General features: G+C 67.3%; 23 protein-coding genes. 14 read left to right on the plus strand and 9 right to left on the minus strand.

Annotation, left to right across the window (positions count from 1 at the left end; all coding sequences use genetic code 11):
• The 6 genes from ACNH6H_RS02715 to ACNH6H_RS02740 form a co-directional block, all read right to left on the minus strand.
• On the minus strand, positions 1 to 1,215 hold the full coding sequence (locus ACNH6H_RS02715; RefSeq protein ID WP_418315418.1) for an MFS transporter: 1,215 nt from the start codon (positions 1,213 to 1,215) through the stop codon (positions 1 to 3).
• Between the two features lie 2 nt (positions 1,216 to 1,217).
• Complete coding sequence (locus ACNH6H_RS02720; protein ID WP_418315419.1) at positions 1,218 to 2,699, minus strand: DNA recombination protein RmuC; 1,482 nt, start codon at positions 2,697 to 2,699, stop codon at positions 1,218 to 1,220.
• A 51-nt stretch (positions 2,700 to 2,750) separates the two neighbouring features.
• Positions 2,751 to 3,746 (minus strand): 2-hydroxyacid dehydrogenase, encoded by a 996-nt coding sequence (locus ACNH6H_RS02725; RefSeq protein WP_418315421.1) that lies wholly within the window; start codon positions 3,744 to 3,746, stop codon positions 2,751 to 2,753.
• A gap of 13 nt (positions 3,747 to 3,759) precedes the next feature.
• Positions 3,760 to 5,142 carry a sodium:proton antiporter gene (locus ACNH6H_RS02730; protein ID WP_418315423.1) on the minus strand — a complete coding sequence of 461 codons (1,383 nt, stop codon included), beginning with the start codon at positions 5,140 to 5,142 and terminating at the stop codon, positions 3,760 to 3,762.
• 74 nt (positions 5,143 to 5,216) lie between these two features.
• Positions 5,217 to 5,933, minus strand: coding sequence for a nitroreductase (locus ACNH6H_RS02735; protein ID WP_418315425.1), 717 nt, complete (start codon positions 5,931 to 5,933; stop codon positions 5,217 to 5,219).
• Between the two features lie 91 nt (positions 5,934 to 6,024).
• On the minus strand, positions 6,025 to 7,008 hold the full coding sequence (locus tag ACNH6H_RS02740; protein WP_418315427.1) for a histone deacetylase: 984 nt from the start codon (positions 7,006 to 7,008) through the stop codon (positions 6,025 to 6,027).
• Between the two features lie 189 nt (positions 7,009 to 7,197).
• On the opposite strand from ACNH6H_RS02740, the gene ACNH6H_RS02745 reads away from it, so the two are divergent.
• The 13 genes from ACNH6H_RS02745 to ACNH6H_RS02805 all read left to right on the plus strand — a co-directional run bounded on the left by ACNH6H_RS02745 (position 7,198) and on the right by ACNH6H_RS02805 (position 19,514).
• The gene (locus ACNH6H_RS02745; RefSeq protein WP_418321199.1) at positions 7,198 to 7,752 is read left to right on the plus strand and encodes a phasin family protein; all 555 of its coding nucleotides are present in this window, start codon (positions 7,198 to 7,200) and stop codon (positions 7,750 to 7,752) included.
• A 335-nt stretch (positions 7,753 to 8,087) separates the two neighbouring features.
• Positions 8,088 to 8,855 carry a sulfite exporter TauE/SafE family protein gene (locus ACNH6H_RS02750; RefSeq protein WP_418315428.1) on the plus strand — a complete coding sequence of 256 codons (768 nt, stop codon included), beginning with the start codon at positions 8,088 to 8,090 and terminating at the stop codon, positions 8,853 to 8,855.
• Between the two features lie 4 nt (positions 8,856 to 8,859).
• Positions 8,860 to 10,596 (plus strand): nitrite/sulfite reductase, encoded by a 1,737-nt coding sequence (locus ACNH6H_RS02755; RefSeq protein WP_418315429.1) that lies wholly within the window; start codon positions 8,860 to 8,862, stop codon positions 10,594 to 10,596.
• 23 nt (positions 10,597 to 10,619) lie between these two features.
• Positions 10,620 to 11,159, plus strand: a complete 540-nt coding sequence (locus tag ACNH6H_RS02760; protein ID WP_418315430.1) for a DUF934 domain-containing protein — start codon at positions 10,620 to 10,622, stop codon at positions 11,157 to 11,159.
• Complete coding sequence (locus tag ACNH6H_RS02765; RefSeq protein WP_418315432.1) at positions 11,156 to 11,899, plus strand: phosphoadenylyl-sulfate reductase; 744 nt, start codon at positions 11,156 to 11,158, stop codon at positions 11,897 to 11,899. The genes ACNH6H_RS02760 and ACNH6H_RS02765 overlap by 4 nt, the downstream gene beginning before the upstream one ends.
• Positions 11,896 to 12,855 carry a sulfate adenylyltransferase subunit CysD gene (gene cysD / locus ACNH6H_RS02770; RefSeq protein WP_418315434.1) on the plus strand — a complete coding sequence of 320 codons (960 nt, stop codon included), beginning with the start codon at positions 11,896 to 11,898 and terminating at the stop codon, positions 12,853 to 12,855. Before ACNH6H_RS02765 ends, cysD begins: the two co-directional genes overlap by 4 nt.
• The gene (locus ACNH6H_RS02775) at positions 12,855 to 14,234 is read left to right on the plus strand and encodes a sulfate adenylyltransferase subunit 1 (protein WP_418315436.1); all 1,380 of its coding nucleotides are present in this window, start codon (positions 12,855 to 12,857) and stop codon (positions 14,232 to 14,234) included. The genes cysD and ACNH6H_RS02775 overlap by 1 nt, the downstream gene beginning before the upstream one ends.
• 16 nt (positions 14,235 to 14,250) lie before the next feature.
• Entirely contained in the window at positions 14,251 to 15,060 is an 810-nt protein-coding gene (gene cobA, locus ACNH6H_RS02780) for a uroporphyrinogen-III C-methyltransferase (RefSeq protein WP_418315438.1), read from the plus strand.
• Between the two features lie 54 nt (positions 15,061 to 15,114).
• Positions 15,115 to 15,441, plus strand: coding sequence for a ferredoxin FdxA (fdxA, locus tag ACNH6H_RS02785; protein WP_418315440.1), 327 nt, complete (start codon positions 15,115 to 15,117; stop codon positions 15,439 to 15,441).
• A gap of 14 nt (positions 15,442 to 15,455) precedes the next feature.
• Positions 15,456 to 16,508: an NAD(P)/FAD-dependent oxidoreductase gene (locus ACNH6H_RS02790; RefSeq protein WP_418315441.1), complete on the plus strand. Its 1,053-nt coding sequence runs from the start codon at positions 15,456 to 15,458 to the stop codon at positions 16,506 to 16,508.
• A 119-nt stretch (positions 16,509 to 16,627) separates the two neighbouring features.
• Positions 16,628 to 17,452 carry a hypothetical protein gene (locus ACNH6H_RS02795; RefSeq protein WP_418315443.1) on the plus strand — a complete coding sequence of 275 codons (825 nt, stop codon included), beginning with the start codon at positions 16,628 to 16,630 and terminating at the stop codon, positions 17,450 to 17,452.
• Positions 17,436 to 18,971 carry a hypothetical protein gene (locus tag ACNH6H_RS02800; RefSeq protein ID WP_418315445.1) on the plus strand — a complete coding sequence of 512 codons (1,536 nt, stop codon included), beginning with the start codon at positions 17,436 to 17,438 and terminating at the stop codon, positions 18,969 to 18,971. The genes ACNH6H_RS02795 and ACNH6H_RS02800 overlap by 17 nt, the downstream gene beginning before the upstream one ends.
• 81 nt (positions 18,972 to 19,052) lie before the next feature.
• Positions 19,053 to 19,514, plus strand: coding sequence for a hypothetical protein (locus ACNH6H_RS02805; protein WP_418315447.1), 462 nt, complete (start codon positions 19,053 to 19,055; stop codon positions 19,512 to 19,514).
• A 25-nt stretch (positions 19,515 to 19,539) separates the two neighbouring features.
• Here ACNH6H_RS02805 and ACNH6H_RS02810 read toward each other — a convergent pair whose 3' ends face one another.
• From ACNH6H_RS02810 to ACNH6H_RS02820, 3 genes are read right to left on the minus strand one after another with little or no spacing between them, the layout of a single operon-like run.
• Positions 19,540 to 20,292: an SDR family NAD(P)-dependent oxidoreductase gene (locus ACNH6H_RS02810; protein ID WP_418315448.1), complete on the minus strand. Its 753-nt coding sequence runs from the start codon at positions 20,290 to 20,292 to the stop codon at positions 19,540 to 19,542.
• Complete coding sequence (gene denD / locus ACNH6H_RS02815) at positions 20,289 to 21,290, minus strand: D-erythronate dehydrogenase (protein ID WP_418315450.1); 1,002 nt, start codon at positions 21,288 to 21,290, stop codon at positions 20,289 to 20,291. The genes ACNH6H_RS02810 and denD overlap by 4 nt, the downstream gene beginning before the upstream one ends.
• A complete protein-coding gene (locus ACNH6H_RS02820; protein ID WP_418315451.1) occupies positions 21,287 to 22,114 on the minus strand; it encodes a FadR/GntR family transcriptional regulator in 828 nt (275 codons plus the stop codon). Before ACNH6H_RS02820 ends, denD begins: the two co-directional genes overlap by 4 nt.
• 106 nt (positions 22,115 to 22,220) lie before the next feature.
• Between ACNH6H_RS02820 and ACNH6H_RS02825 the strand changes: the two genes are divergently transcribed.
• Positions 22,221 to 23,267, plus strand: coding sequence for an ABC transporter ATP-binding protein (locus ACNH6H_RS02825; RefSeq protein ID WP_418315453.1), 1,047 nt, complete (start codon positions 22,221 to 22,223; stop codon positions 23,265 to 23,267).
• The last annotated feature ends 33 nt before the right edge of the window (positions 23,268 to 23,300 follow it).

Here is a 23,300-nt window from a genome sequence, read left to right on the forward strand (position 1 = left end):
TCAGAGCCGACGTGCGCGCAGGCTGCCGGCGCCGACCGCCAGCGCCATCAGCCAGAACAGGCTGGCCGCGCCGATCGTCGCGCCGAGCAGGCCAAACAGCAGCGGCATCAGGCTGCTCGACAGGTTGATCGTCACCGAACGCAGGCCGATCGCTTCGCCGTGGCGACGGTCCGGCGTGATCTGGTGCAGGCGCGACATGATCATCGGCTGCACCGAGCCAAGCGCCATGCCGAGCAGCATTGCGCAGAGCGCCATCGACCAGCCCTGGTGCGCAAACGGATAGGCGACAAAGATCGCCGCCGTCGCCAGCATCGCGCCGGCCAGCACCTGCGATTCGCTGAGCCGCTCGGCCAGCATTGGAATCAGCACCCGCACCGCGGCCACCGACATCGCAAAGACGCCGAGCACCGCGCCGATCTCCGACGCACTCAGCTCGCGCTGGTGGCCGAGGATAGGCAACACAAAGGTGTGCACATCCCACGATGCCGACAGCAACAGATTGACGAGCAGCAAGCGGCGCATCGCCGGCAGCTGCAGCAGGTCCCAGGCCCGGCGGGCCTTGGTCTGTGCCTGCGCCAGCGCCTCGGCCGCGGCCTCGATGACCTGCGGCGGCTCGCGCGGCACGAAGCGCGCCCAGGCCAAAGCGGCCAGCGGCATCAGCCCGAGCACCGCAAAGGCGACGCGGAAACCGGCCAGGTCGATCAGCAGCCCGGCGGTCACCGGCCCGAGCACATTCGACAACGCCGGTGCCAGCCCGAGCCAGCTGAAGATGCGGATGCGTTCGATGTTGCCGGCGGCCATGTTGCCGGCGCGGTGCTGGATCGCGATCAGCCCGATATTGGCGCCGGCACCGGCCAGCAATGCGGCAATGCACATCGCGATGTAGTGCGGGCTCAGCGTCGCGGCAACGCCGCCGGCAAAGGTCAGCGCGACCGCAATTCCCAGCGGCCGGTGGTAGCCGTGCCGATCGGCCATCCGGCCGGCCGGCATCGCCAACGCTATCGGCGCGATCGCAAACAGCGCCAGCACGACACCGACCGCCCATTCCGAACGGCCCTGCTGCAGGGCCTGCAGCGGCGCGGCCATCCGCAAGCCGGTCATGCAGGCGTGCAGGCTGATCTGGCCGAGGATCAGCGCCAGCAGCTGGCGTGAAAAAAGCCCCCGCCTGGGAGGCTCGCCGCCGTCGGCCGCTGGCTGACCCGCTGCGTCGGCCACCGTCAGGCGAGACCTTCGTCGGTGGCTTCGATCGTCTCGTCGAAGAGCTCGGGCAGCAACTGCCGGCTGTGGGTATCGCTGAGCGCCTCGACCGATTTCAGCTTGCGCGACATCACGCGGGTCCGCGTCTGCGCATGTTCGATCGTGTTCGCCGCCTCTTCGAGCTTCTTGCGCGTCTTCGCGAGCACATCGGCAAACTTGGCAAATTCTGTCTTGACGCCGCCGAGCACCTCCCAGACTTCGGCCGAGCGCTTTTCGAGCGCCAGCGTGCGGAATCCCATCTGCAGGCAGTTCAGCGTTGCGAGCAGCGTCGTCGGCCCGGCCAGCATCACCTTGTGGTCGCGCTGCAGGCCTTCGACCAGGCCGGGGCGGCGCAAGGCTTCGGCATACAGGCCTTCGGTCGGCACGAACAGGATCGCAAAATCGGTGGTGTGCGGTGGCGCCAGGTATTTGCCGGCGATGCTGCGCGCTTCCAGCCGCAGCCGCTGCTCGATTGCCCGCGCCGCGGTTTCGGCACCGGCCGAATCGGCGCGCTCCTGCGCGTCGAGCAGCCGCTCATGGTCCTCGCGCGGGAATTTCGCGTCGATCGGCAGCCACAGCGGCGCACCATCGTCGCGGCGGCCGGGCAGCTTCAGTGCAAATTCGACCCGCGCGCCGCTGCCCGGGACGGTCTCGACGTTGGATGCAAATTGCTCCGGCGTGAACACCTGCTCGAGCAGCCCGGCGAGCTGCACCTCGCCGAAGATGCCGCGCGACTTCACATTCGTCAGCACCCGGTTCAGCGAGCCGACATCCTTCGCGAGCAGCTGCATCTCGCCGAGCCCGCGGTGCACTTGCTCGAGCCGCTCGGCAACCTGCTTGAAGCTGTCGCCAAGGCGCTGCTCGAGCGTCGCATGCAGTTTTTCGTCGACCGTCAGCCGCATCTGCTCGAGCTTGTTTTCATTGCCTTGCTGCAGGCTCGCGAGCCGCTGCTCGACGGTCGCGCGCACCTCCGACAGCCGGCGCTCGTTGGCATCGGACAAGGCCCGCAGCTGCTCGTTGAAACTGGCGGCAAAACGCTGCAGCGCGTTGTCCTGCGCCTCACGCGACTGCTGCGCCTGCTGATGCTGACGCTGCGCGGCAGATTGCACCGCTTCGGCAACCGTCGTCTGCATCGCCGCGAGCTGGATGCGCAGCTGGTCGAGCTGGTCGTTCTGCAGCCGCGCGACCTCGCCCTGCTGGTGCAGCAGCGTCTGCTGCAGTCCGCTCAGCGTCTGCCCGAGTTCGACCCGACTCGCCGACGCGCTGCGGTCGATCTCGCCGCGCAGGTTGCGTTCGAGATGTTCGGCGTCGCGCCGGTGCGCATCGAGCAGGCTGGCGGTCTGCAGCTCGCTACGGCGGTCGGCGGCACGGTCGTCGCGCAGCTTCCAGTAGAGCCCGGCGACCAGCAGCAGATTGAGGGTGGCCAGGCCGACAAACAGCCACTGCCCGAGTTCAGGATCCATGCCTTGATTGTCGCAGGCGCGCCGGTGCGCCCCGCCCATGCGGCGCCAGGTTCAGCCGGCCAGCACCTGCGGATTGATCGGCGTTGGCGGGCGGCCCGCCTGCGGACCGCAGCCGAGACCGGCGATCAGGTTGTCGGCCGCAAGTTCGGCCATTGCACGACGCGTCGCGACGGTCGCGCTCGCGATGTGCGGCGTCAGCACGACATTCGGCAGTTCGAGCAGCGCCGGATTCAGCGCCGGCTCGTTTTCGAACACATCGAGCCCGGCCGCGGCGATCTGCCGCGCCGCCAGTGCCCGCACCAGCGCCGCATCGTCGACGATGCCGCCGCGCGCGATGTTGATCAGGCAGGCGCTCGGCTTCATCAGCGCCAGCTCGGCCTCGCCGATCGCATGGTGCGACGATGCCGAATATGGCAATACCAGCACCAGGTGGTCGGCCTCGCGCAGCAGCTCTTCCTTGCTGACATAACGCGCATTCAGGGCGGCTTCGGTCGCTTGGTCGAGCCGCGAGCGGTTGTGGTAGATCACCTGCATGCCGAAGCCGTGCGCGCCGCGGCGGGCGATCGCCTGGCCGATCCGGCCCATGCCGAGGATGCCGAGCGTCGCGCCGTGGACATCGCTGCCGATGAACATGTCGTACGACCATTTGGTCCACTCGCCGCGGCGCAAGGCATGTTCGCTTTCGGCGATGCGGCGCGCGGTCGCCATCATCAGCGCAAAGCCGAAATCGGCGGTCGTCTCGGTCAGCACGTCCGGCGTATTGGTGCACAACACGCCGCGCGCGGTGCAGGCCTCGACATCGAAATTGTTGTAGCCGACCGCCATGTTGGCGACCAGCTTCAGCTGCGGGTGCGCATCGAGCAGTTCGGCGTCGATGCGCTCGCTGCCGGTCGTCAGCGCGCCGACCTTGCCCTGCAGCCGCCGCGACAGCTCCTGCTTCGACCAGACCTCGTCGTCCGGGTTGTCGCTGACCTCGAAATGTTCGCGCAGCCGCGCGATCGTCTCCGGAAAAACCGCACGTGCGACCAGAATTGCCGGCTTCATCACCCCTCCCCGTTTTTCAGAACCAGATCCACGTCATCACGATGAACAGCGGCACCAGGAACAGCACCGACCAGCCCATGTAGCCGAAGAAACTCGGCATCTTGACGCCGCGGTCCTCGGCGATCGCCTTGACCATCAGGTTCGGCGCATTGCCGATGTAGGTGTTGGCACCCATGAAGACGGCGCCGGCCGAGATCGCCGCCAGCGTGCTCGCATAGGTCGTCATCAGCGCCTGTGCCTCGCCGCCGGCGGTATTGAAAAAGACCAGGTAGGTCGGTGCGTTGTCGAGGAAGGACGACAACACGCCGGTGGCCCAGAAATACATCGCCGGAATCGGCTGGCCGTCGCTGCCGGTGACCGCCGACACGATCGCGCCGAACGGGCCGTCGACACCGGCGCGCAGCATTGCAATCACCGGAATGATGGTCAGGAAGATCGCGGCAAACAGCTTTGCCACCTCGGCGATCGGCGCCCAGTTGAACTGGTTCTGTTCGCGCGGCGCCATCGGTGCAAACTGCATCGAGACGATCGCCAGCACCAGCAGCCCGATGTCACGCACCAGGCTGGCCCAGGTCACGTCGGCGCCGGCGACGCTGAACGCGATGCCGGAATTCCACAGCCCGCTCAGCAGCACCAGTCCGACGACGCCGGCCAGCAGCAGGAAATTGATCTTGCCTTCAAAACCGATCGTCGGTGAGTCGGGCGTCGGGTCGACCCGCGTGACGCCTTCCTTGCGGTAATGCCAGCTGTCGAGGAAATAGAAGATCACCAGCAGCGATCCGACGATGAACAGCGTCTCCGGGAAGATGTGCTGCATCGTCCAGAAGAAGTCGACCCCCTTCAGGAAACCGAGGAACAGCGGCGGGTCGCCGAGCGGCGTCAGCGAGCCGCCGACATTCGACACCGTGAAGACGAAGAAGACGACAACGTGGGCGGTGCTCTTGCGGTTGTCGTTGGCGCGGATCAGCGGGCGAATCAGCAGCATCGACGCGCCGGTCGTGCCCATGATGCTCGCGAGCACCGAGCCGACCGCCAGGATGCCGGTATTCAGCGCCGGGCTGCCGTGCAGGTTGCCGCGCAGGAAGATGCCGCCGGCGATCACATACAGGCTGCCGACCAGCAGGATGAACGGGATGTATTCGGCAACCAGCGCATGCAGGAAGCCGTCGAGCGCGACGCCGATGCCGAACATCGCGGCAAACGGCACGAAGAAGACCAGCGCCCATGCGGCAACGATCTTGCCGTAATGGTGGTGCCAGAAATGCGGCGAGACCAGCGGCAGGATCGCGATCGACAGCAAGACGCCAGCGAACGGTATTCCCCACCAGGCGGCCAGTTTGGAACCGTCGAAATCGGCCGCCTGCGCCAGCGTCGGCGCAAGCAGCAACAGCAGTGGCAACAGCCACCGCTGCAGGCGGCAAGGTTCGGCAAGCCGGTGTATCGGTCCGGCGGCGACGGCGGATGGGGAGCTGGTCATTGATGGAATGAGGCGAAGGCGGTGACGGGTTCACGTTCGGTCGACAACGAATTCTCGATCGCGTCGGGATCGGCGTGGCCGAGCGACATGCCGCAGACCAGCATCTCCTGTTCGGGCGTTCCGAGATGGTCGAGGATGACCTTGTGGAACGGCGTGAATGCCGCCTGCGGGCAGGTATCGAGGCCACGCGCGCGGGCGGCGATCATCACGTTCTGCAGGAACATGCCGTAGTCGAGCCAACTGCCCTGCCGCATCACCCGGTCGATCGTGAACATCAGGCCGACCGGCGCGTCGAAGAAGCGGTAATTGCGCGCATGCTGGGCATGCATGCGCTTCTTGTCGGTGCGGCCGATCTCGAGCAGCCCGTACAGGTCCCAGCCGACCTTGCGCCGGCGCTCGATATACGGCGAGCGCCATTCGGTCGGGTAATACGGATACTCCTCCTGGTGTGACGCCGCGGCCTGCGGATCGTTGTAGACCGCGAGCAGCTTGTCCGTCAGGCTGCGCAATGCGTCGCCGGTCAGCACATGGACCTTCCACGGCTGGGTATTGGTGCCGGATGGCGCAAACGATGCGACCGCAAGAATTTCCTCGATCGTCTCGCGCGGCACCAGCTTCGGCAAGAAGGCGCGCACCGAACGCCGCGAGCGGATCGCGGCATCCACCGCAGCCGTCTGTTCGGCAGTGGGTTGAAGTTGGGCAGGTGGTTTCACGTCAATTCCATCGTGGCCGCGCCGGCACTGCCGCGCCAGACGTCGCGCCCGGCTCGCCGCACGCTGGTTTCTGCAGGGCATGGCTGCGCATTCATGCCGCCATTGTTCCATCGCCCGGGCTGCCAGCCACCATGTCGACGGCGCCGGCCGGGCTCGTGGTTTTTGCCCATTGACGATGCGATTCGCTGGCCAGCAACAGGCTAGCAAACTGGATCGCTACCGTCTCCTCGATGCGCTGCCCATAGCCGCCTGCCATCACCATGGCCAGCGGGACGCCGCGCCGGCGTGCCGCATCGAGCACCCGGCGGTCGCGCTCGGCAAGGCCCGCGGCGCTGAGCTTCAGGCGGCCGAGCCGGTCGCCTTCATGCGGATCGGCGCCAGCCAGATAGAAGATCAGATCGGGGCCGCCAGCACACTGCGCGGCCCAAAGCCGCTGCAGGGCCTCGTCGAGCGCAGCGAGGTAAGGCTCGTCGGTACAGCCATCTGGCAACTCGACGTCGATGTCGCTCGCCTCCTTGCGAAACGGAAAATTCTTTGCGCCGTGCAGCGACAACGTAAAAACCGTCTGGTCGTCGCGGAAGATCGACGCGGTGCCGTTGCCCTGGTGCACGTCGAGATCGATCACCGCGATCCGCAGCTGGCGCGACGCCTCGCGCTGCAGCTGCCGGGCCGCCACCGCGACATCGTTGAAGACGCAGAAGCCGCTGCCCTTGTCGGCCGCCGCATGGTGGGTGCCGCCAGCCAGGTTCGCGGCAATGCCTGACTGCAACGCGGTGCGTGCCGCAGCAATCGTCGCACCGACCGAGCGGCGCGAGCGCTCGACCATCGCCTCGCTCCACGGAAAACCGATCTCGCGCTGCTCGGCGGCGCTGAGCCGGCCCGCGGCCACCGCTTCTATATAGCGGCGCGTGTGCACCAGCGCCAGTTGATCGTCGCTGGCCGCTGGCGCCTCGTGCAATTCGATCGCCGGTGCCTCGGCGGCTACCCGCGCGTGCAGCAGCGCATATTTGCCGATCGGAAAGCGATGGCCGGCAGGCAGCGGCAACAGATGGCGGCTGGAATGGAATGCCCACATCGCGCCGATTGTGCCGAAGCCGGTTCGCGGCCCGTTCTAGAGCTTGCAGACAAATTTGCTGCAACGCAACAAAAAGTGCTTGAAATGTGCGCCGACGCCGCTATACTTCTGTTCATGGTGCAGTGCAACAAAAGCTGTACCAACGGTACTTCACCGCTTTTGCCCTGTAACCCGTCAATGGAGATATCAATGATCACTGCTGAACAACTCGTGGCTGTCCAGAAAGCCAATGTCGAAACCCTCTTCGGCCTGACCTCGAAGGCATTCGAAGGCGTCGAGAAGCTGGTCGAGCTGAACCTGCAGGTGGCGAAGGCCGCTCTGGGCGAAGCCGCCGAGACGACCAAGGCCGCGCTGTCGGTCAAGGACGCGCAAGAGCTGATCGCCCTGCAATCCGGCCTGCTGCAACCGGCCGCCGAGAAGGCCGCCGCCTACAGCCGCCATGTCTATGACATCGCCGCCGCCACCAACGCCGAAGTCACGAAGGTTGTCGAAGAGACCGCCGCTGACTCGCAGAAGCAGTTCATGGCCGTCGTCGACAGCGCCGTGAAGAATGCGCCGGCCGGCAGCGAAAACGCCGTTGCGCTGGTCAAGTCGGCTGTCGCCGCTGCGAACAACGCCTACGAGACCGTGCAGAAGGCTTCGAAGCAAGCTGCTGAAGTCGCCGAAGCCAACTTCCAGAACATCACGTCGACGGCCGTCAAGGCCAGCCAGACGACGACCAAGGCCGCCAAGCGCGCTGCCTGAAGCCCGGTCACGCCGGCGCCGTGTAAATGATTATTTCGCGGCGAACTTCCGGCGGCCAAGCAGGTCAGAACAATCGCTGCGGCTCAAACCGCAGCTGACCTTTGCTTGGTCTCCTCTGTACCCGCAGAATCTCTGATTCGAAGGTGCATTTCAGCCCGGTGCTTGCACCGGGCTTTTTCATGTCCGCTCACCGGAGCTGGGTTCCCCGGTGTGCGGCGGCGTTATAACTGACGCGAATTATCAAACGATAAAAAAGTAGTTCCCAAATATAAGGACGACTCCTAGAGTCCGGTCTCCGGAGACAGTCCCGTCGCCGGCAGACCCAGGGGCCTTGATTGGACTACACCGCGATTCTGAGTGGCTTCGGCGTTGGCGCCATCGTCGGCATGACCGGCGTCGGCGGTGGCTCGCTGATGACGCCGCTGCTGCTGTCGGTGTTCAAGCTGCACCCGGCGGTTGCGATCGGCACCGACCTGTGGTTCGCGGCCTTGACGAAGACCACCGGCTCGGTCGCCCATCACCGCGCCGGCCACGTCGACTGGCGCATCACGCGCACGATGCTGCTCGGCAGCCTGCCGGCCGCGGTCGCGACGATCGCGGTGATGCACCTCAGCGGCCTGACCAGGGGCTGGTCGACCGCACTGACTTTTTCGCTCGGCATCGCGCTGCTGCTGACCGCCGTCGTCGTCGCCTACCGCCGCGTCTGGCATGCGCTCGGCCTGCGCCTCGAGCGTTACCTGCCCGCGTCCCGCAAGCCGGCGCTGACGCTGGCCAGCGGTGTCGTGCTCGGCATCCTCGTCTCGCTGACCTCGATCGGCGCCGGCGCGATCGGCGCGACGCTGATCATGCTGCTTTATCCACGGCTCGAGGCCCAGCGTGTCGTCGGCACCGATATCGCGCATGCGGTGCCGCTGACGCTGGTCGCCGGCATCGGCCACGCCTTTCTCGGCCATGTCGACTGGGCACTGCTCGGCGCGCTGCTGATCGGCTCGATGCCCGGCATCTGGATCGGCGCGAAGCTGACCCGCCGCATGCCCGAAGCCCTGGTCCGCGCGCTGCTGTGCGCTTCGCTGGTCACCGCCGGCCTGAAGGTCATTCACTGAAGCCATGTACACCTATACCGATTTCGACCGCCATTTCGTCCGCCAGCGCGCGGCGCAGTACCGCGACCAGCTGCAACGCCGGCTGAATGGCGAGCTCGGCGAGGACGAATTCCGGCCGCTGCGGCTGCAGAACGGCTGGTATGTGCAGCGCCACGCGCCGATGCTGCGCATCGCCGTGCCTTACGGCGAACTGAGTTCGCGCCAGCTGCGCGCGCTGGCACGCATCGCCCGCGAATTCGACCACCAGGACAGCGGTCCGCACGCCGGCAAGGGCGGCTACGGCCATTTCACGACGCGGCAGAACCTGCAATTCAACTGGATCCCGCTCGAGCGCAGCGCCGATGTAATGGACCTGCTGGCCGAGGTCGACATGCACGGCATCCAGACCAGCGGCAACTGCATCCGCAACATCACCAGCGACTGCTTCGCCGGCATTGCCGCCGACGAGGCGGTTGACCCGCGGCCGTACTGCGAGATCCTGCGCCAGTGGAGCACGCTGCATCCTGAATTCGCCTTCCTGCCGCGCAAGTTCAAGATCGCGGTCACCGGCGCCAGCGAAGACCGCGCGGCGATCGCCTGGCACGACATCGGCCTGCAGCTGCTGAAAAACGACGCCGGCGAAGTCGGCTTCAAGGTGCTGGTCGGCGGTGGCATGGGCCGCACGCCGGTGATCGGCACGGTGATCCGCGATTTCCTGCCGTGGCAGCAGATCCTGCTGTTCATCGAGGCGATCGTCCGCGTCTACAACCGCCACGGCCGCCGCGACAACATGTACAAGGCGCGGATCAAGATCCTCGTGAAGGCCGAGGGCCAGCGCTTCATCGACGACGTCGCCGAAGAGTTCGAGCACATCCTGAAGGACGACCTCGACGGCAGCGCGCACCTGATTCCGCAGGCCGAATTCGATCGCGTCGCCGCGAGCTTCGTCGTCCCCGATGCGGTGCAGCCGCTGGCTGCCGACCAGTCGGCCTGGCGGCCGCCGGCCGACGCGCCAGCCGCGTTCGTGCGCTGGCTCGAGCGCAACAGCCATCCGCACCAGCAGCGCGGCTACCGCGCGGTGACGTTGTCGCTGAAGCGCGCCGGCATCGCGCCGGGCGACGTCGACGACGCACAGATGGACAGCGCCGCGGCGCTGGCCGACCGCTACAGCCTCGGTGAACTGCGCGTCTCGCACGACCAGAACCTGGTGCTGCCGTGGGTGCGCGAATCCGACCTGCCGGGCCTCTGGCACGCTGCCCGCGACGCCGGCTTCGCAACGCCGAACATCGGTCTGCTGACCGACATGATCGCCTGCCCGGGTGGCGATTTCTGCGCCCTCGCCAATGCGCGCTCGATCCCGGTCGCCGCCGACATCACCGAACGGTTCAACGACATCGACCTGCTCGCCGACATCGGCGACATCGACCTGCACATCAGCGGCTGCATCAATTCCTGCGGCCACCACCACAGCGGCCACATCGGCATCCTCGGCGTCGACAAGGACGGCAGCGAGTGGTACCAGGTCACGCTCGGCGGCTCCGACGGCTCGCAGCTCGCCACCACACCGGTGCCCGGCAAGGTGATCGGCCCATCCTTCGCGGCCGACGAGATCGCCGACGCGGTCGAGGCGGTGATCGACACCTACCTCGAACAGCGCAGCGGCAGCGCCGAGCACTTCATCGATACCGTGCGCCGCGTCGGCATCGATCCGTTCAAGGCCTCGGCGAACGCGGTGCGCCGCGCGACCGCCCTCGCCCATTGAGCACCCATCAGGACCTGTCACCGATGAACTTCATCCATCCCCGACACGACCGCTGGCACACCGTCAGCGGTGAAGACGGACCGGTCGTCACGCTGACGCCGGCGCCGCACAGCCTGCTCAGCCTGACCCAGTGGCATGCGATCCGCGCGCAGTGGCCCGCCGGCATGCCGGTTGGCGTCGAGCTGCCGAACGACAGCGAACTCGCTGCGATCAGCGACGACCTCCCGCGCATCGCGCTGGTCGTGCTGCATTTTCCGAAGTGGACCGACGGCCGCGCCTACAGCCAGGCCCGCGTGTTGCGCAGCCGGCACCGTTTTGCCGGCGAGATCCGCGCAATCGGCGATGTCGTCGTCGACATGATGCCGCTGCTGCAACGCTGCGGCTTCGACGCGGTCGTGTTGCGCGGCGACCAGTCGCGTGCGACCGCCGAGCGGGCGCTGGGCTTTTTCCCCGGCCACTACCAGGGCGACGTGCGCCAGCGAAAGCCGATCTTTGCGCGGCCGGCCGATGAACTGAAAGCGGCCAGCGGCAGCAGCTTCATCGAAACCGGAGCGGCGATATGAGCGCGATCGACCTCTATGCCCGCAAGAGCGCCGGTTTCGAAGCGAAACTTGCGGCGACGCTCGAGGTGCTGCGCCGCGCCGCGGCCGAACATCCCGGCCGAGTCGTGCAGTCGACCAGCCTCGGCGCCGAGGACATGGTCGTCACCGACCTGATCGCCCGGCACCAGTTGCCGATCGCACTGGCGACGCTCGATACCGGGATGCTGCATGCCGAGACGCTGCAGCTGATCAAGCGCATCGAGGCCCGCTACGGCCTCGCGATCGAGGTGTTCCGCCCGGTCAATGAAGCGACCATCCATTTCGTCCGCGAAAACGGCGAAGACGCGATGTACAAGAGCATTGCGCTGCGCAAGGCCTGCTGCGCGATGCGCAAGCTCGAGCCGCTGTCGCGGATGCTGGCCGGCCGCAGCGCGTGGATCACCGGGCTGCGCCGCGAGCAGTCGGCGACCCGCGGCGCGGTGCCGTTCGACGAGGACGATGGCCAGGGCCGCCGCAAGATCAATCCGCTGGCCGACTGGAGCTGGAACGACGTCTGGTTCCACATCGCTACCAACGAAGTCCCGTACAACCCGCTGCACGACCAGTTCATGCCGAGCATCGGCTGCGCGCCATGCACCCGCGAAATTGCCGTCGGCGAGGATTTCCGCGCCGGCCGCTGGTGGTGGGAAGACGAGAACGCGAAGGAATGTGGCCTGCATGTGAAGCCGCAGACCGCATCACAAACAGGAGCCCGCGCATGAATGCACCGTTGACCGTCGAGCAGTTGCTGCCCGAACTCGACCACAGCCACCTCGACTGGCTGGAAGAGGAGGCGATCTTCATCCTGCGCGAAACCGTTGCCGCCTTCGAGCGCCCGGCGCTGCTGTTTTCCGGCGGCAAGGATTCCTGCGTCGTGTTGCGGCTGGCCGAGAAGGCTTTCAAGACCCGGCAACCCGACGGCAGCTACAAGGGCCGGCTGCCATTCCCGCTGCTGCATGTCGATACCGGTCACAACTTTCCCGAGGTGATCGAATTCCGCGATCGCCGAGTCGCCGAGATGGGCGAGCGACTGGTCGTTGGCGACCTCGAGGATTCGATCCGGCGCGGCACGGTCCGGCTGTCGCATCCGCTCGAATCGCGCAACGGCCACCAGACGGTGGCACTGCTCGAGGCGATCGAGGCGCACCGCTTCGACGTGCTGATGGGTGGCGCCCGCCGCGACGAGGAAAAGGCGCGCGCGAAGGAACGCATCTTCAGCCACCGCGACAGCTTCGGCCAGTGGCAGCCAAAGGAGCAGCGGCCGGAACTCTGGACGCTGTTCAATACCCGCATCCGCCCCGGCGAACACATGCGCTCGTTCCCGATCAGCAACTGGACCGAACTCGACGTCTGGCTGTACATCGCTCGCGAGAACATCCCGCTGCCCGGCCTGTATTACCGCCATCAGCGGCAGGTCGTCCGGCGCAAGGGGCTGCTGGTGCCGGTGACCGACGTGACGCCGCCAGCCGCCGGCGAGAGCGTCGAGACTGCCGAGGTGCGGTTCCGCACCGTCGGCGACATGACCTGCACCTGCCCGGTCGAAAGCCCGGCCGCCAATGCGGTCGAGATCGTCGCCGAGACGCTGAAAGTCACCGTCAGCGAGCGTGGCGCGACGCGGATGGACGACCGCACGTCCGACGCCTCGATGGAACGCCGCAAGAAGGAAGGATATTTCTGATGAACTTCGAAGCAGACACCCTGGTTGCCGAGACGGCAACCCTCGAGGCGCCGGTCCCGGCCGGCAAGACCGGCGCGCCGGCCCCGGTGGCCGACCACCGCGCGCTGCGCTTCCTGACCGCCGGCAGCGTCGACGACGGCAAGAGCACGCTGATCGGCCGGCTGCTGTTCGACAGCCAGGCCATCCTCGCCGACCAGATGGATGTGCTGCACCGGCGTGCCGCCGGCGCGCCGATCGATCTGTCGCTGCTGACCGACGGCCTCGAGGCCGAACGCGAGCAAGGCATCACGATCGATGTCGCCTACCGCTATTTCGCGACCCGCACCCGCAAATTCATCATTGCCGATGCACCGGGTCATGAGCAGTACACCCGCAACATGGTGACTGCCGCGGCCGGCAGCGATGCCGCGGTGGTGCTGGTCGACATCACGAAGATCGACTGGCATGCCGACCGCATCGGGCTGCTGCCGCAGACGCGCCGCCACGCGCTGCTGGCCCACCTGTTGCGTGTGCCAAGCATCGTCTTCGCGGTCAACAAGCTCGATGCGGTCGACGACCCTGCTGTCGCCTACCAGCGCACCCGCGACGCGCTGCTCGGCTTCGCCGCCCAGGCCGGCATCGCGGTCGCCGGCGTGATCCCGGTCTCGGCGCTGCGCGGCGACAACGTCACGCAGGCGCCGGCCGAGACGCCCGGCGTGCTGCATGCCTGGGCCGCGTGGTACCTAGGCCCGTCGCTGCTGCAGCTGCTCGAGCGGCTGCCGGCGGCGCAGGAACGCAAGACCGGCTCGCTGCTGATGCCGGTGCAATATGTCGCCCGCGAAGGCGAAGGCACCGGCAACCAGCCGCGCACCTTGTGGGGCCGCATCGCCCACGGCGAGGTGCGCGCCGGCACCGCGGTGCAACTGCATCCGAGCGGAGAGCAGGCGGTGGTCGCCGAGGTGCGGCTCGCCGGCAGCGTCGTCGACAGCGCGGCAGCCGGGCAGTCGGCCGGCCTCGTGCTCGACCGCCAGCTCGATGTCTCGCGCGGCGACTGGATCTCGACCCCCGGCACCGTTCAGCACACACAGCGCTTCGGCGCGACGCTGGCATGGCTCGATACCGAGCCGGCGCAGGTCGGACGCAAATACTGGGTCCGCCACGGCAACCGCTGGACCCAGGCACGCATCGTGCAAATAGACAGCCAGCTCGATATCCACAGCCTGAGCCCTGTCGATGCCCACCAGCTGGCGGTCAACGACATTGGCCAGGTCGTCATCGAGACGCAGCAGCCGCTGCCGGTCGAGGCCTATGCCGACAACCGCGTCGGCGGCTCCCTGATCATCGTGGACCCGGCCAGCAACCGCACCAGTGGCGCCTTGCTGGTGACGGCCACCCATTGAGCGAGTGACGAGGCGAATGGGAACAGTCTTCTTCATCGGCGCCGGGCCCGGCGCGGCCGATCTGATCACCGTCCGCGGCGCACGTCGGCTGGCGAGTGCCGACGTCGTGTTGTACGACGCCTTGACCGACCCGGCATTGCGCGAACTCGCCCCGCAGGCGCGGTGGATCGATGTCGGCAAACGGGGTTTTTGCGACAGCACCGGCCAGACCAGCATCAATGCGCTGCTGGTCCGCCATGCCCGGCAGTCAGCGGTCGTCGTGCGGCTGAAGGGCGGCGATCCGAGCGTCTTCGGCCGCCTCGAGGAAGAACTCGATGCACTGGCCGAGGCAGCGATTCCGTGCGAAGTGATTCCGGGCGTCACCGCCGCGATCGCCGCCGCAGCAGCAACCCGCCGGCCGTTGACGCGGCGCGGCAGCGGCCGCAGCGTCAGCCTGAGCACCGCGATGACCGCTGCAACATCGCCGACGCAGCGCGCCAGCGGCGTTGCTGCCGGGCCGCTGCGCGCCAGCCGCACCGCCGATACCGAGGTGTTTTACATGGCCGGCAAGCAGCTGGCCGCGTTGTCGCGCCGGCTGGTCGATGCCGGCTGGTCGGCCGACGAGGCGGTCAGCGTCGTCTCGCGTGCGGGCTGGCCGGACCAGTTGCACAGCGACCACACGATCGGCTCGCTGGCCAGCGCCAGCATGCTGCACGCCGGCCGGCCGACGGTCGTCACGGTCGGCGCCGGCGCACGCCCGCTGGCCGCCGAACCGGTGGCGGTCGTCGCGGCCATCGAAACTGCAGAGAAGACCATGAGCCGGGGCGAGGTGCAGCCCAGGCCTTAAAATTGCGCGCTTCGCACCACAAGTGTGCGCGCCGATCCCGAACAGAGCCAGAACATGACCCACGTCGTCACCGAAGCGTGCATCCGTTGCAAATATACCGACTGCGTCGACGTCTGCCCGGTGGATTGCTTTCGCGAAGGCCCGAATTTCCTGACCATCGATCCCGATGAGTGCATCGATTGCGCGGTCTGCATTCCGGAGTGCCCGGTCAATGCGATCATGCCCGAGGAAGACGTGCCGGCTGACCAGCAGCACATGATCAAGCTGAATGCCGAGCTGGCCCACATCGGCTGGCCGAGCATCACGAAGCGCAAGCCGCCGCCGCCGGATGCCGACGAGTGGAAGGACCGCGACAACAAGCTGTCCGAGTTGATCCGCTGAGCGCGGCGCCGCCGATGGCCGCGGCCGAACCGATCCGCACCGACGCCGTCGTGATCGGCGCCGGCCCGGTTGGCCTGTTCCAGGTCTTCCAGCTCGGCCTGCAGGAAATCCATGTCGAACTGATCGATGCGCTGCCGCACCTTGGCGGCCAGTGCGCCGAGTTGTATCCGGACAAGCCGATCTACGACATACCGGGGCTGCCCGTCTGCGGCGGCCGCGAACTTGCCGAACGGCTCGAACGCCAGATGGCGCCGATGCGCCCGGGCATCCACCTCGGGCAGATCGTCGAACGGCTGGCCGCGCGCGACGATGGCCGCTTCGACGTCGAGACGTCGAGCGGCCAGTGCTTCGACGCAAGCTGCGTCGTCATTGCCGGCGGCATCGGTGCCTTCGAACCGAAGCGGCTGAAGATCGACGGCCTCGCCGCATTCGAGGGCCGCCAGCTGTTCCATTCGGTGCCGGATGCGCAACTGCTTGCCGGCCGGCAGGTCGTGATCGTCGGCGGCGAGCAGGAAGCGGTCGACACCGCGCTGGCGCTGACCGCCGAACCCGGCGACGCTGCGCCGGCCAGTGTCACGCTGGTCCATCGGCGCGATGTGCTGAAGGCCGATCCGGCGCAGATTGCCGAAGTCGAGCGGCGCATCGGCGACGGCCGGCTGCGTTTTGTCGCTGGCCAGCCGACCGGCTTCACCGCCGACGGCGACCGGCTGCGGGCGCTCGAGCTGATGGCGCCGGATGCCAGCAGCACCGAACTGCCACTCGATGTCGTGCTTGTCAGGCAGGGCTTGAGTCCCCACCTCGGCCCGATTGCGCGCTGGGGCCTGCAGATCGAGCGCAAGCAGCTCGTCGTCGATACCGCCGGCTTCGAGACGAGTGTCGCCGGCATCCATGCGGTCGGCGACGTCAACACCTATCCGGGCAAGAAGAAGCTGATCGTCTGCGGCTTCCACGAGGCCACGCTGGCGGCCTTCGCCGCCGCGGCGCGGCTGTTTCCGGACCGCCCGGCCCATCTGCAGTACACGACGACCAGCCCGCGGCTGCACCGCCTGCTCGGCGTCGGCGGCTGAGCGCAAGCGCCGCCGATGCTGCGCAATTTGCACGCGGCCCGCCGGCGCTGCGACGTACAGGCTTCCGGCGCGCCGCTTCCGTTGCTAGTATCGACCGCCACCACTCGTCAGAGCGGACCATGCCCAGCCTGCGCCTCTCCGAGCAACAGGTCGCCGAATTGTCGGACGACATGGTGCGCCGGCATGCACTCGACCTGAACCGCCGCACCGGACAGCGCGTGGCAGCCGATCGGCAGCCACCGGCTGCCGGGCTGCCGGCGGCGGCGCCCCAGCTGAAGGCCTTGCATGCGGAATTGCGGGCCCAACTGCAGCAAAAGGCCGGTGGCGCGGCGCCGCATCTGGTGGTCGACCTGGATCACACCGCGCGCCAGTTGCTGCGCGCGCTGCAGGCCGGTGCGGGCTACCGCGAACCGGCCGCCGCGGCGTTGATGACGGCCGCTGCGGCGCTCGGTGCGCTGTGGCTCGGCGACGATCGGCTGTGCATCGATGGCGAGCAGTCGGTGCCGCCGCTCGCCGAACCGGTCGAAGCCACCGCGTTGCGCGATTGGGCCGAGGCCAGCTGGGCCGAGCGACATCGGTTTGCGTCGCGGCGCGCCCACGCTCTGCAGTTGCCGGTCCGTTATGCACTGGCCCATGCGGTCGAGTCAGGCGGTTTTGATTCGCAGACGCTGCGGTCGATCGCCGATGCGGTATTCGATGCCTCGCAGCAGGACTCGTTGCGGCGATTTCTGGGCGCCGAACGTGCGCTGATTGCGGCGGCCGGACTCGATGCGCAGACGATTGGCGATCGACAAGTCGAGGCGGTGTGCCTGGCCGGCGATCTCGCATTCGGCCTCGGGCGCTTCGTCCGGATCGCGGTCGCGGCGCGGTCGGCAGGCCAGGCCGCATCGGCCGATGCGCTGACGGATCATCTTCGGGAGGCGCTCGATGCCCTGGCAGACTGAGGTCGACAACTCGGCCAGCCGCAGCTTTGCTGCCGACGAGCAGAATCGCAACGAGCAGCGTGCCGATCCGGCGCTCGGCAAGCAGGGCTGTCCGGAATGTCCGGCCCGATTGGTCGTTGTCGAATTTGCCGAGAAGCCGGGCACCAAGACCTTCTTCCTCGGCGCCCGCCCGCAGTATGTGAACCTGTCGTCGGCCGACCTGGTCGACCACGATCCGGCAATCCGTTCGGCGCACCAGCTCGGCCAGTTGCCGCCGATCGTCGTCAAGGTCTCGCCGCCGCAATCGAAACGCGTCACGCTGCGGCTGGTGCGCTCTGAAAACAGCCACGGTTTTCCCGGCGGCAGCGAAACATTGTCCGGTCGTGAACAAGGACTGTCGCACCTGACGTGGCCGGCAGCGCAAAGCAGCGTGACGACCGATGGCCAAGGCGACGGCAAACTCGAGCCGGGCATCAAGGTGTCGGCACTGGCCGGCTTCAAATACCACGTCGAGGGCTCGATCGACGGCGGGCCGTTCGTGCGCAGCTCGAACTTCGTGAACATCCGCAGGCGGCTGGCGATCCGCAAGGTGGTTCGCTACACCGCCGGCGCAGGCGCGACGACGACGGCAATCAATTCGATCCAGGGCGACCTCGATCAGCTCGACATCGAGATATTCCAGCCGCCCGGCGTCAGCGGAACCGGCCTCGGCGTGCGCGAGATCGGCGAGATCAATCCGAGCCTGCCGACGCTCGGTACGACCGCGCTCGACAGCCCGGCCGAGGTCAGCGTGTTCCGGCCGCATGCGGTGGCGATCATCGTCGGCGAATTCATCCCGACGACGAGCGGGACGATTGCGCCGCAGACCTTCGACGTTGCCGTCGCCCGTGGCGCGGACGGCAGCTTCCCGGCATCGGTCACGGTGCCGCTGTCGCGCGCCGGCCGCACCTACATCGTCGTGCCGCTGACCAACGGCAGCCAGGTCTTGCCGGGAACCGTCACGCCGGGCGGCGCAGCGGCACAGACGCTGAATCCACCGGAGGTCACAGGCGCCGACCGCTTTGCAAGCAGCGTCAGTGTCAATCTCGGTCGTTTTCGCAGCCAGCCGGCGTCGGTCACGACGCTGACGGTCAGCGTCACGCTGAAGGCGATTTCCGGCTGGGCGGTCGGCTGGGCCTACCATGCCCATCCGGTGATCTATCTGAACCTGCGCGACCCGAATACCGACGGCATCCTCGCCGCCGAGCGCGTCGCCGCGCTGGTGATCCACGAGCTTGGGCACAAGCTGCACCTGACCTCCGACGGCTCCGGCAGCCTGCCCGATCAGCAGCCCCATTTTTATCCGAGTTTCAACACCAACGGCGTTCGCCACCAGGGACCGCACTGCTCGCAAGGCGTGCCGGCGGGCGACGACCTGTGGCTGCGCAGTTCGCACAATGCAGCGACCTGCACGATGTGGGGGGCGTTGAAACAGACCCGAGCGTTCTGCTCCGAGTGCCAGACGACGCTGCGCAAGGTCGATCTGAGCTCGGGGTTCTGAGCGATGCAACGACGCAGGCTGCTCGGCGCCGCCCTTGCCGGCCTGGCGGGCCCGTGGATCATCCGAGCGGCGGAGGCCAAAATGACATCACCCCTGTTTTTCGACGATCTCGACGATGCCGGCTTTCCCGAACTGAAGGTCGATGTCGGCCGCAAGGGCATCAACGCGAAGATCCTGCAACCGCCGGGCGACCAGCGCGTGCCGGCATCGATGCGCAGCATCGTGCTGCTGGTCGCCTTCCGGCTCGATGAGCCGGGCCCGCCGAAGGATGCCGATCAACCGCTGCCGAGCTGGCAGCTGCGTTTCGCCGACATGACCGGGCAGCCGCAGCGGATCGAATTGTTACCGCGCCCGCCGGCAGGCGACCACATCGAGTATGCGAAGCCGCAGCCGATCAAGCCGACACCCGGCGTGACCGTGATCTACCGCGGCGCATGGTGGACCGACCTCGGCGACCTGGTGCGCCGCAAGCTGCTGCGCCCCGGAACCGAAATCGAAATCGGATTCGAACAGCAGGCGAGCACCCGGGTGCGGCTGCCCTGACGGGCAGCCGGCGTCTGGCGTCGCGTCAATACGTTGCCCGCCCGCCGGTGATGTCGAAGACCGCGCCGGTCGAGAACGAGCAGTCCTCGCTCGCCAGCCACGCCGCCATCGCGGCAATCTCCTTGACCTCGACAAAACGGCCCATCGGAATCTTGCCGAGCATGTAGTCGATGTGCGCCTGCGTCATCTGCTCGAACATCGCGGTGCGCGCCACCGCCGGCGTGATCGCATTGACGAGGATGCCCTTGGTCGCGACCTCCTTCGCGAGCGACTTGGTCAGCGCGATCAGCCCGGCCTTCGACGCGCTGTAGTGCGAGGCATTCGGATTGCCCTCCTTGCCGGCCACCGACGCGATGTTGACGATGCGGCCGAAGCCCTTGTCGAGCATGGCCTTCACGACGTGCCGGCAGGTCAGGTACGGCGCGATCAGGTTGACCTCGACGACGCGGCGCCAGACCGCGGGATCGAGCTCCCAGGTCGTGCCGTTGCCGCCGGTAATGCCGGCGTTGTTGACGAGGATGTCGATGCGGCCGAAGGTCTGCACCGTCGATGCGGTGGCGGCGGCAACCGCCGCATCGTCGGTCAGTTCGACGGTCGTGCCGCTGACCGGCCCGGCGGTCTTCAATGCCTTGCAGGCCTCGTCGAGCCGCGCGGCATCGACATCCCACATCACGACCGTCGCGCCCGACTGCAGCAGCCGTTCGCTGATCGCAAAACCGATGCCCTGCGCGCCGCCGGTGACAACGGCGACACGCCCTTGCAGATCGATCTGGTTCATTTCGACATTCCTTTCAACGCGGCCGGATTGCTGGCCTCGCAATCGGCGATGTACTGGCGGATGATCGCTTCGAACGACGGCTCCGGCGCCAAGCTGAGCCGGGCGGCACGCGCGGCGCTGGCGCCGGTCGGCCAGTTCGCGACGATGCCGGCAATGCGTTCGTCACGCTCGAACCGCACCCGCGCCCTGACCTCGGGCCCGGCCACCGCCTCCAGCGCATCGAGCATCTGCGCCACGGTCACGTTCAGCGCCGGCAGGTTCAGCGCGCCACGGCCGAGCAGCGCGTCCCGATCCGCTTCATAGACCGCGATCAGGCCATCGACGGTCTGCTTCGGCGACGACACCGGATGCGAGACTTCCGGCGAGACAGGGCAGACCGAGATCTCGCCGGCCAGCGGTTCGCGGATGATGCCGCTGAAAAACGACGACGCCGCCGCATTCGGCCGTCCCGGACGCACCGTCACCGTCATCAGCCGCGCGGCGCGGCCGTCGATGTAGCCCTTGCGTGTGTAGTCGGCAACCAGGTATTCGCAGACCAGCTTCTGGGTGCCGTACGAGGTCTGCGGCATCGGCAGCGTATCGTCGGCGACGGCCGCCGGCAGCGGCACCGCCGGATCGGGGCCGAAGACCGCGACCGAACTCGAAAACACCAGCCGCGGCCGGTTGCCGGCGCGGCGCAGCGCGTCGAGCAGCGCGCGCGTGCTGTCGAGGTTGGAGCGCAGGCCGAGGTCGAAATCGAGCTCGCATTCGCCGGAGACTGCAGAGGCGAGGTGGAAGACGCCGTCGAAGCCCTGCTGCTCGAAGCCCGCGCACATCTCGAGCAGCGGCCCGGTCGCCGCCTCGACGCGCGGGTCGGCAAGCAGATCGGCCGGCGGCGCGACCTGGTCGGCAAGGACCAGCCTGGACAGGTCGCTGCCGGCGAGCTTGCCGCGCTGCAGCAGCGTGCGGGCCAGCCGCGCGCCGATAAAACCACCGCCGCCTGTGATCAGAATCTTCATCGTGATGCCCCTTTGCGGCTCGGTGAGGGTGGTTTCGCCGCTCGTCGGCCAGCACCGCGCCGGCGCGGTATCACGCCGCCCTCCTCGAGCCGCCATTCGCCGTTGATCAGGTGCGCGATCGCCGCCTGCCGCGCCGCCTGCGGATCACGTGCAGCAATCGCCTCCACCAGTGCTGCATGCTCCTCGCGCACCTGGCGCATGAAATCGGCACGCCGTGCCTCGTTGCCCTTGGTCACCCGCATCGCCTCGCGCAGGTATTGCTCGAGGAACGCGAGCAAGCGGGTGAATTGCGGATTGCCGGTGGCCGCGCCGATCGCGCGGTGCAACCCCATGTCCTCGTCGAGGCCGTCGCGGCCGGCGTCATTGGCGGTGTCGATCGCCTTCAGCGCACGCCGCAGTCCGGCAACCTGGCTGCGTGTCGCGCGCTCGGCTGCGAGCGCGGCCATCTCGCCTTCGAGCACGCGGCGCAATTCGACCACCTGCACCACCGCGGTCATCGATTCGAGCACCTGCGGGTCGAAGGCCAGCGGCTGGTGCGCCGCGGGCTGCGACACATAAACCCCGGATCCCTGGCGCGCGACCAGCAGGCCGCGTGCCTTCACCCGGTGCACCGCCTCGCGGACGACCGAGCGCGACACGCCATGCGACTCGGCCAGTTGCAGCTCGGTCGGCAGACGATCGCCGGGACGCAGTGCGCCACGCTCGATCTGCTCGATCAATCGTGCTGCCAGGCGGTCCGACAGCCGCTCGGGCACGGCAGCGAAACCGCTGCCGGACAGCGCCGCAGCAGCCACCGGTGAACGTGTCGTGGACGCCATTTTCATCAGGTTAGCAGACAACTTTCCAGCGCCATAACGGGTAAGCCCTGAAACGGATTCGGCTGCTGGCGGCGTAAGGTCGTGGCCTGCGTGCAGACGGAAAGGTCGTTCCATGGCCAGTGTGGCAATCCGGTCGGTGAAAAAGCGCTTCGGCGAGGTTCAGGTGCTGCACGGCGTCAGCATCGAGATCCCTGACGGGTCGTTCACCGTGCTGGTCGGCCCGTCGGGCTGCGGCAAATCGACGCTGCTGCGGATGATTGCCGGGCTCGAGAACATTTCCGGCGGCGAGGTCGCGATCGGCGACCGTGTCGTCAACCAGGTGCCGCCGAAGCAGCGCGACATCGCGATGGTGTTCCAGAACTATGCGCTGTATCCGCACATGACGGTCGGCGAGAACATGGGTTTTTCGCTCGCCCTCGCAAAGACGCCAAAAGCCGAGATCGCACAGCGTGTCGGCCAGGCTGCCGAGATCCTCGGCCTGACACAACTGCTCGACCGCTATCCGCGGCAACTGTCCGGCGGCCAGCGGCAACGCGTCGCGATGGGCCGCTGCATTGTGCGCAAGCCGCAGGTTTTCCTGTTCGACGAACCGCTGTCCAACCTCGACGCGATGCTGCGCGTGCAGATGCGCACCGAAATCAAGGAACTGCACCAGCGGCTGAAGACGACGTCGATCTACGTCACCCACGACCAGATCGAGGCGATGACGATGGCCGACCAGATCGTCGTGATGCACGACGGCCGGGTCGAACAGATCGGTACCCCACTCGAGCTCTACGACCATCCGGCGAACCAGTTCGTCGCCGGCTTCATCGGCTCGCCGTCGATGAATTTCATCGAAGGCACGATGCGCGACGGCCACGTCGAGGCGGCCAACGGCGCACGGCTGCCGGCCAATGTCTCGGGCGGAGACGGCCGCCCGGTGCTGTACGGCATCAGGCCAGAACACCTCGACATCGCCGATGACGGCTTCGAGGCCGAGGTCGTCGTGATCGAGCCGACCGGGTCGGAAACCCAGCTGTTTGCGCGGCTCGCCGGCCAGGAACTGGTCGCGATCTTCCGCGAGCGCCATGCCTTTGCACCCGGCCAGAAGATCCGGCTGCGTCCGCGCCGCGACCTGGCACACATCTTCGACCCTGCGAGTGGCCAACGGATCTGAAGCCGCCCGTGTTTCTGCGTTCCATGACGATCC

Origin of the sequence: Pseudideonella sakaiensis (genome assembly GCF_048320135.1) — a bacterium.
GTDB classification, from domain to species: domain Bacteria; phylum Pseudomonadota; class Gammaproteobacteria; order Burkholderiales; family Burkholderiaceae_C; genus Ideonella_A; species Ideonella_A sakaiensis_A.

What these genes read in the sequence shown, in the direction of transcription:
- ACNH6H_RS02825 (WP_418315453.1), top strand. Translation starts at nt 22,221, where the DNA reads ATGGCCAGTGTGGCAATCCGGTCGGTGAAAAAGCGCTTCGGCGAGGTT.
- ACNH6H_RS02820 (WP_418315451.1), bottom strand. Translation starts at nt 22,114, where the DNA reads ATGAAAATGGCGTCCACGACACGTTCACCGGTGGCTGCTGCGGCGCTG.
- ACNH6H_RS02760 (WP_418315430.1), top strand. Translation starts at nt 10,620, where the DNA reads ATGAACTTCATCCATCCCCGACACGACCGCTGGCACACCGTCAGCGGT.
- ACNH6H_RS02765 (WP_418315432.1), top strand. Translation starts at nt 11,156, where the DNA reads ATGAGCGCGATCGACCTCTATGCCCGCAAGAGCGCCGGTTTCGAAGCG.
- ACNH6H_RS02795 (WP_418315443.1), top strand. Translation starts at nt 16,628, where the DNA reads ATGCCCAGCCTGCGCCTCTCCGAGCAACAGGTCGCCGAATTGTCGGAC.
- ACNH6H_RS02745 (WP_418321199.1), top strand. Translation starts at nt 7,198, where the DNA reads ATGATCACTGCTGAACAACTCGTGGCTGTCCAGAAAGCCAATGTCGAA.
- fdxA (WP_418315440.1), top strand. Translation starts at nt 15,115, where the DNA reads ATGACCCACGTCGTCACCGAAGCGTGCATCCGTTGCAAATATACCGAC.
- cobA (WP_418315438.1), top strand. Translation starts at nt 14,251, where the DNA reads ATGGGAACAGTCTTCTTCATCGGCGCCGGGCCCGGCGCGGCCGATCTG.
- cysD (WP_418315434.1), top strand. Translation starts at nt 11,896, where the DNA reads ATGAATGCACCGTTGACCGTCGAGCAGTTGCTGCCCGAACTCGACCAC.
- ACNH6H_RS02810 (WP_418315448.1), bottom strand. Translation starts at nt 20,292, where the DNA reads ATGAACCAGATCGATCTGCAAGGGCGTGTCGCCGTTGTCACCGGCGGC.
- ACNH6H_RS02790 (WP_418315441.1), top strand. Translation starts at nt 15,456, where the DNA reads ATGGCCGCGGCCGAACCGATCCGCACCGACGCCGTCGTGATCGGCGCC.
- ACNH6H_RS02775 (WP_418315436.1), top strand. Translation starts at nt 12,855, where the DNA reads ATGAACTTCGAAGCAGACACCCTGGTTGCCGAGACGGCAACCCTCGAG.
- denD (WP_418315450.1), bottom strand. Translation starts at nt 21,290, where the DNA reads ATGAAGATTCTGATCACAGGCGGCGGTGGTTTTATCGGCGCGCGGCTG.
- ACNH6H_RS02800 (WP_418315445.1), top strand. Translation starts at nt 17,436, where the DNA reads ATGCCCTGGCAGACTGAGGTCGACAACTCGGCCAGCCGCAGCTTTGCT.
- ACNH6H_RS02805 (WP_418315447.1), top strand. Translation starts at nt 19,053, where the DNA reads ATGACATCACCCCTGTTTTTCGACGATCTCGACGATGCCGGCTTTCCC.
- ACNH6H_RS02740 (WP_418315427.1), bottom strand. Translation starts at nt 7,008, where the DNA reads ATGTGGGCATTCCATTCCAGCCGCCATCTGTTGCCGCTGCCTGCCGGC.
- ACNH6H_RS02755 (WP_418315429.1), top strand. Translation starts at nt 8,860, where the DNA reads ATGTACACCTATACCGATTTCGACCGCCATTTCGTCCGCCAGCGCGCG.
- ACNH6H_RS02720 (WP_418315419.1), bottom strand. Translation starts at nt 2,699, where the DNA reads ATGGATCCTGAACTCGGGCAGTGGCTGTTTGTCGGCCTGGCCACCCTC.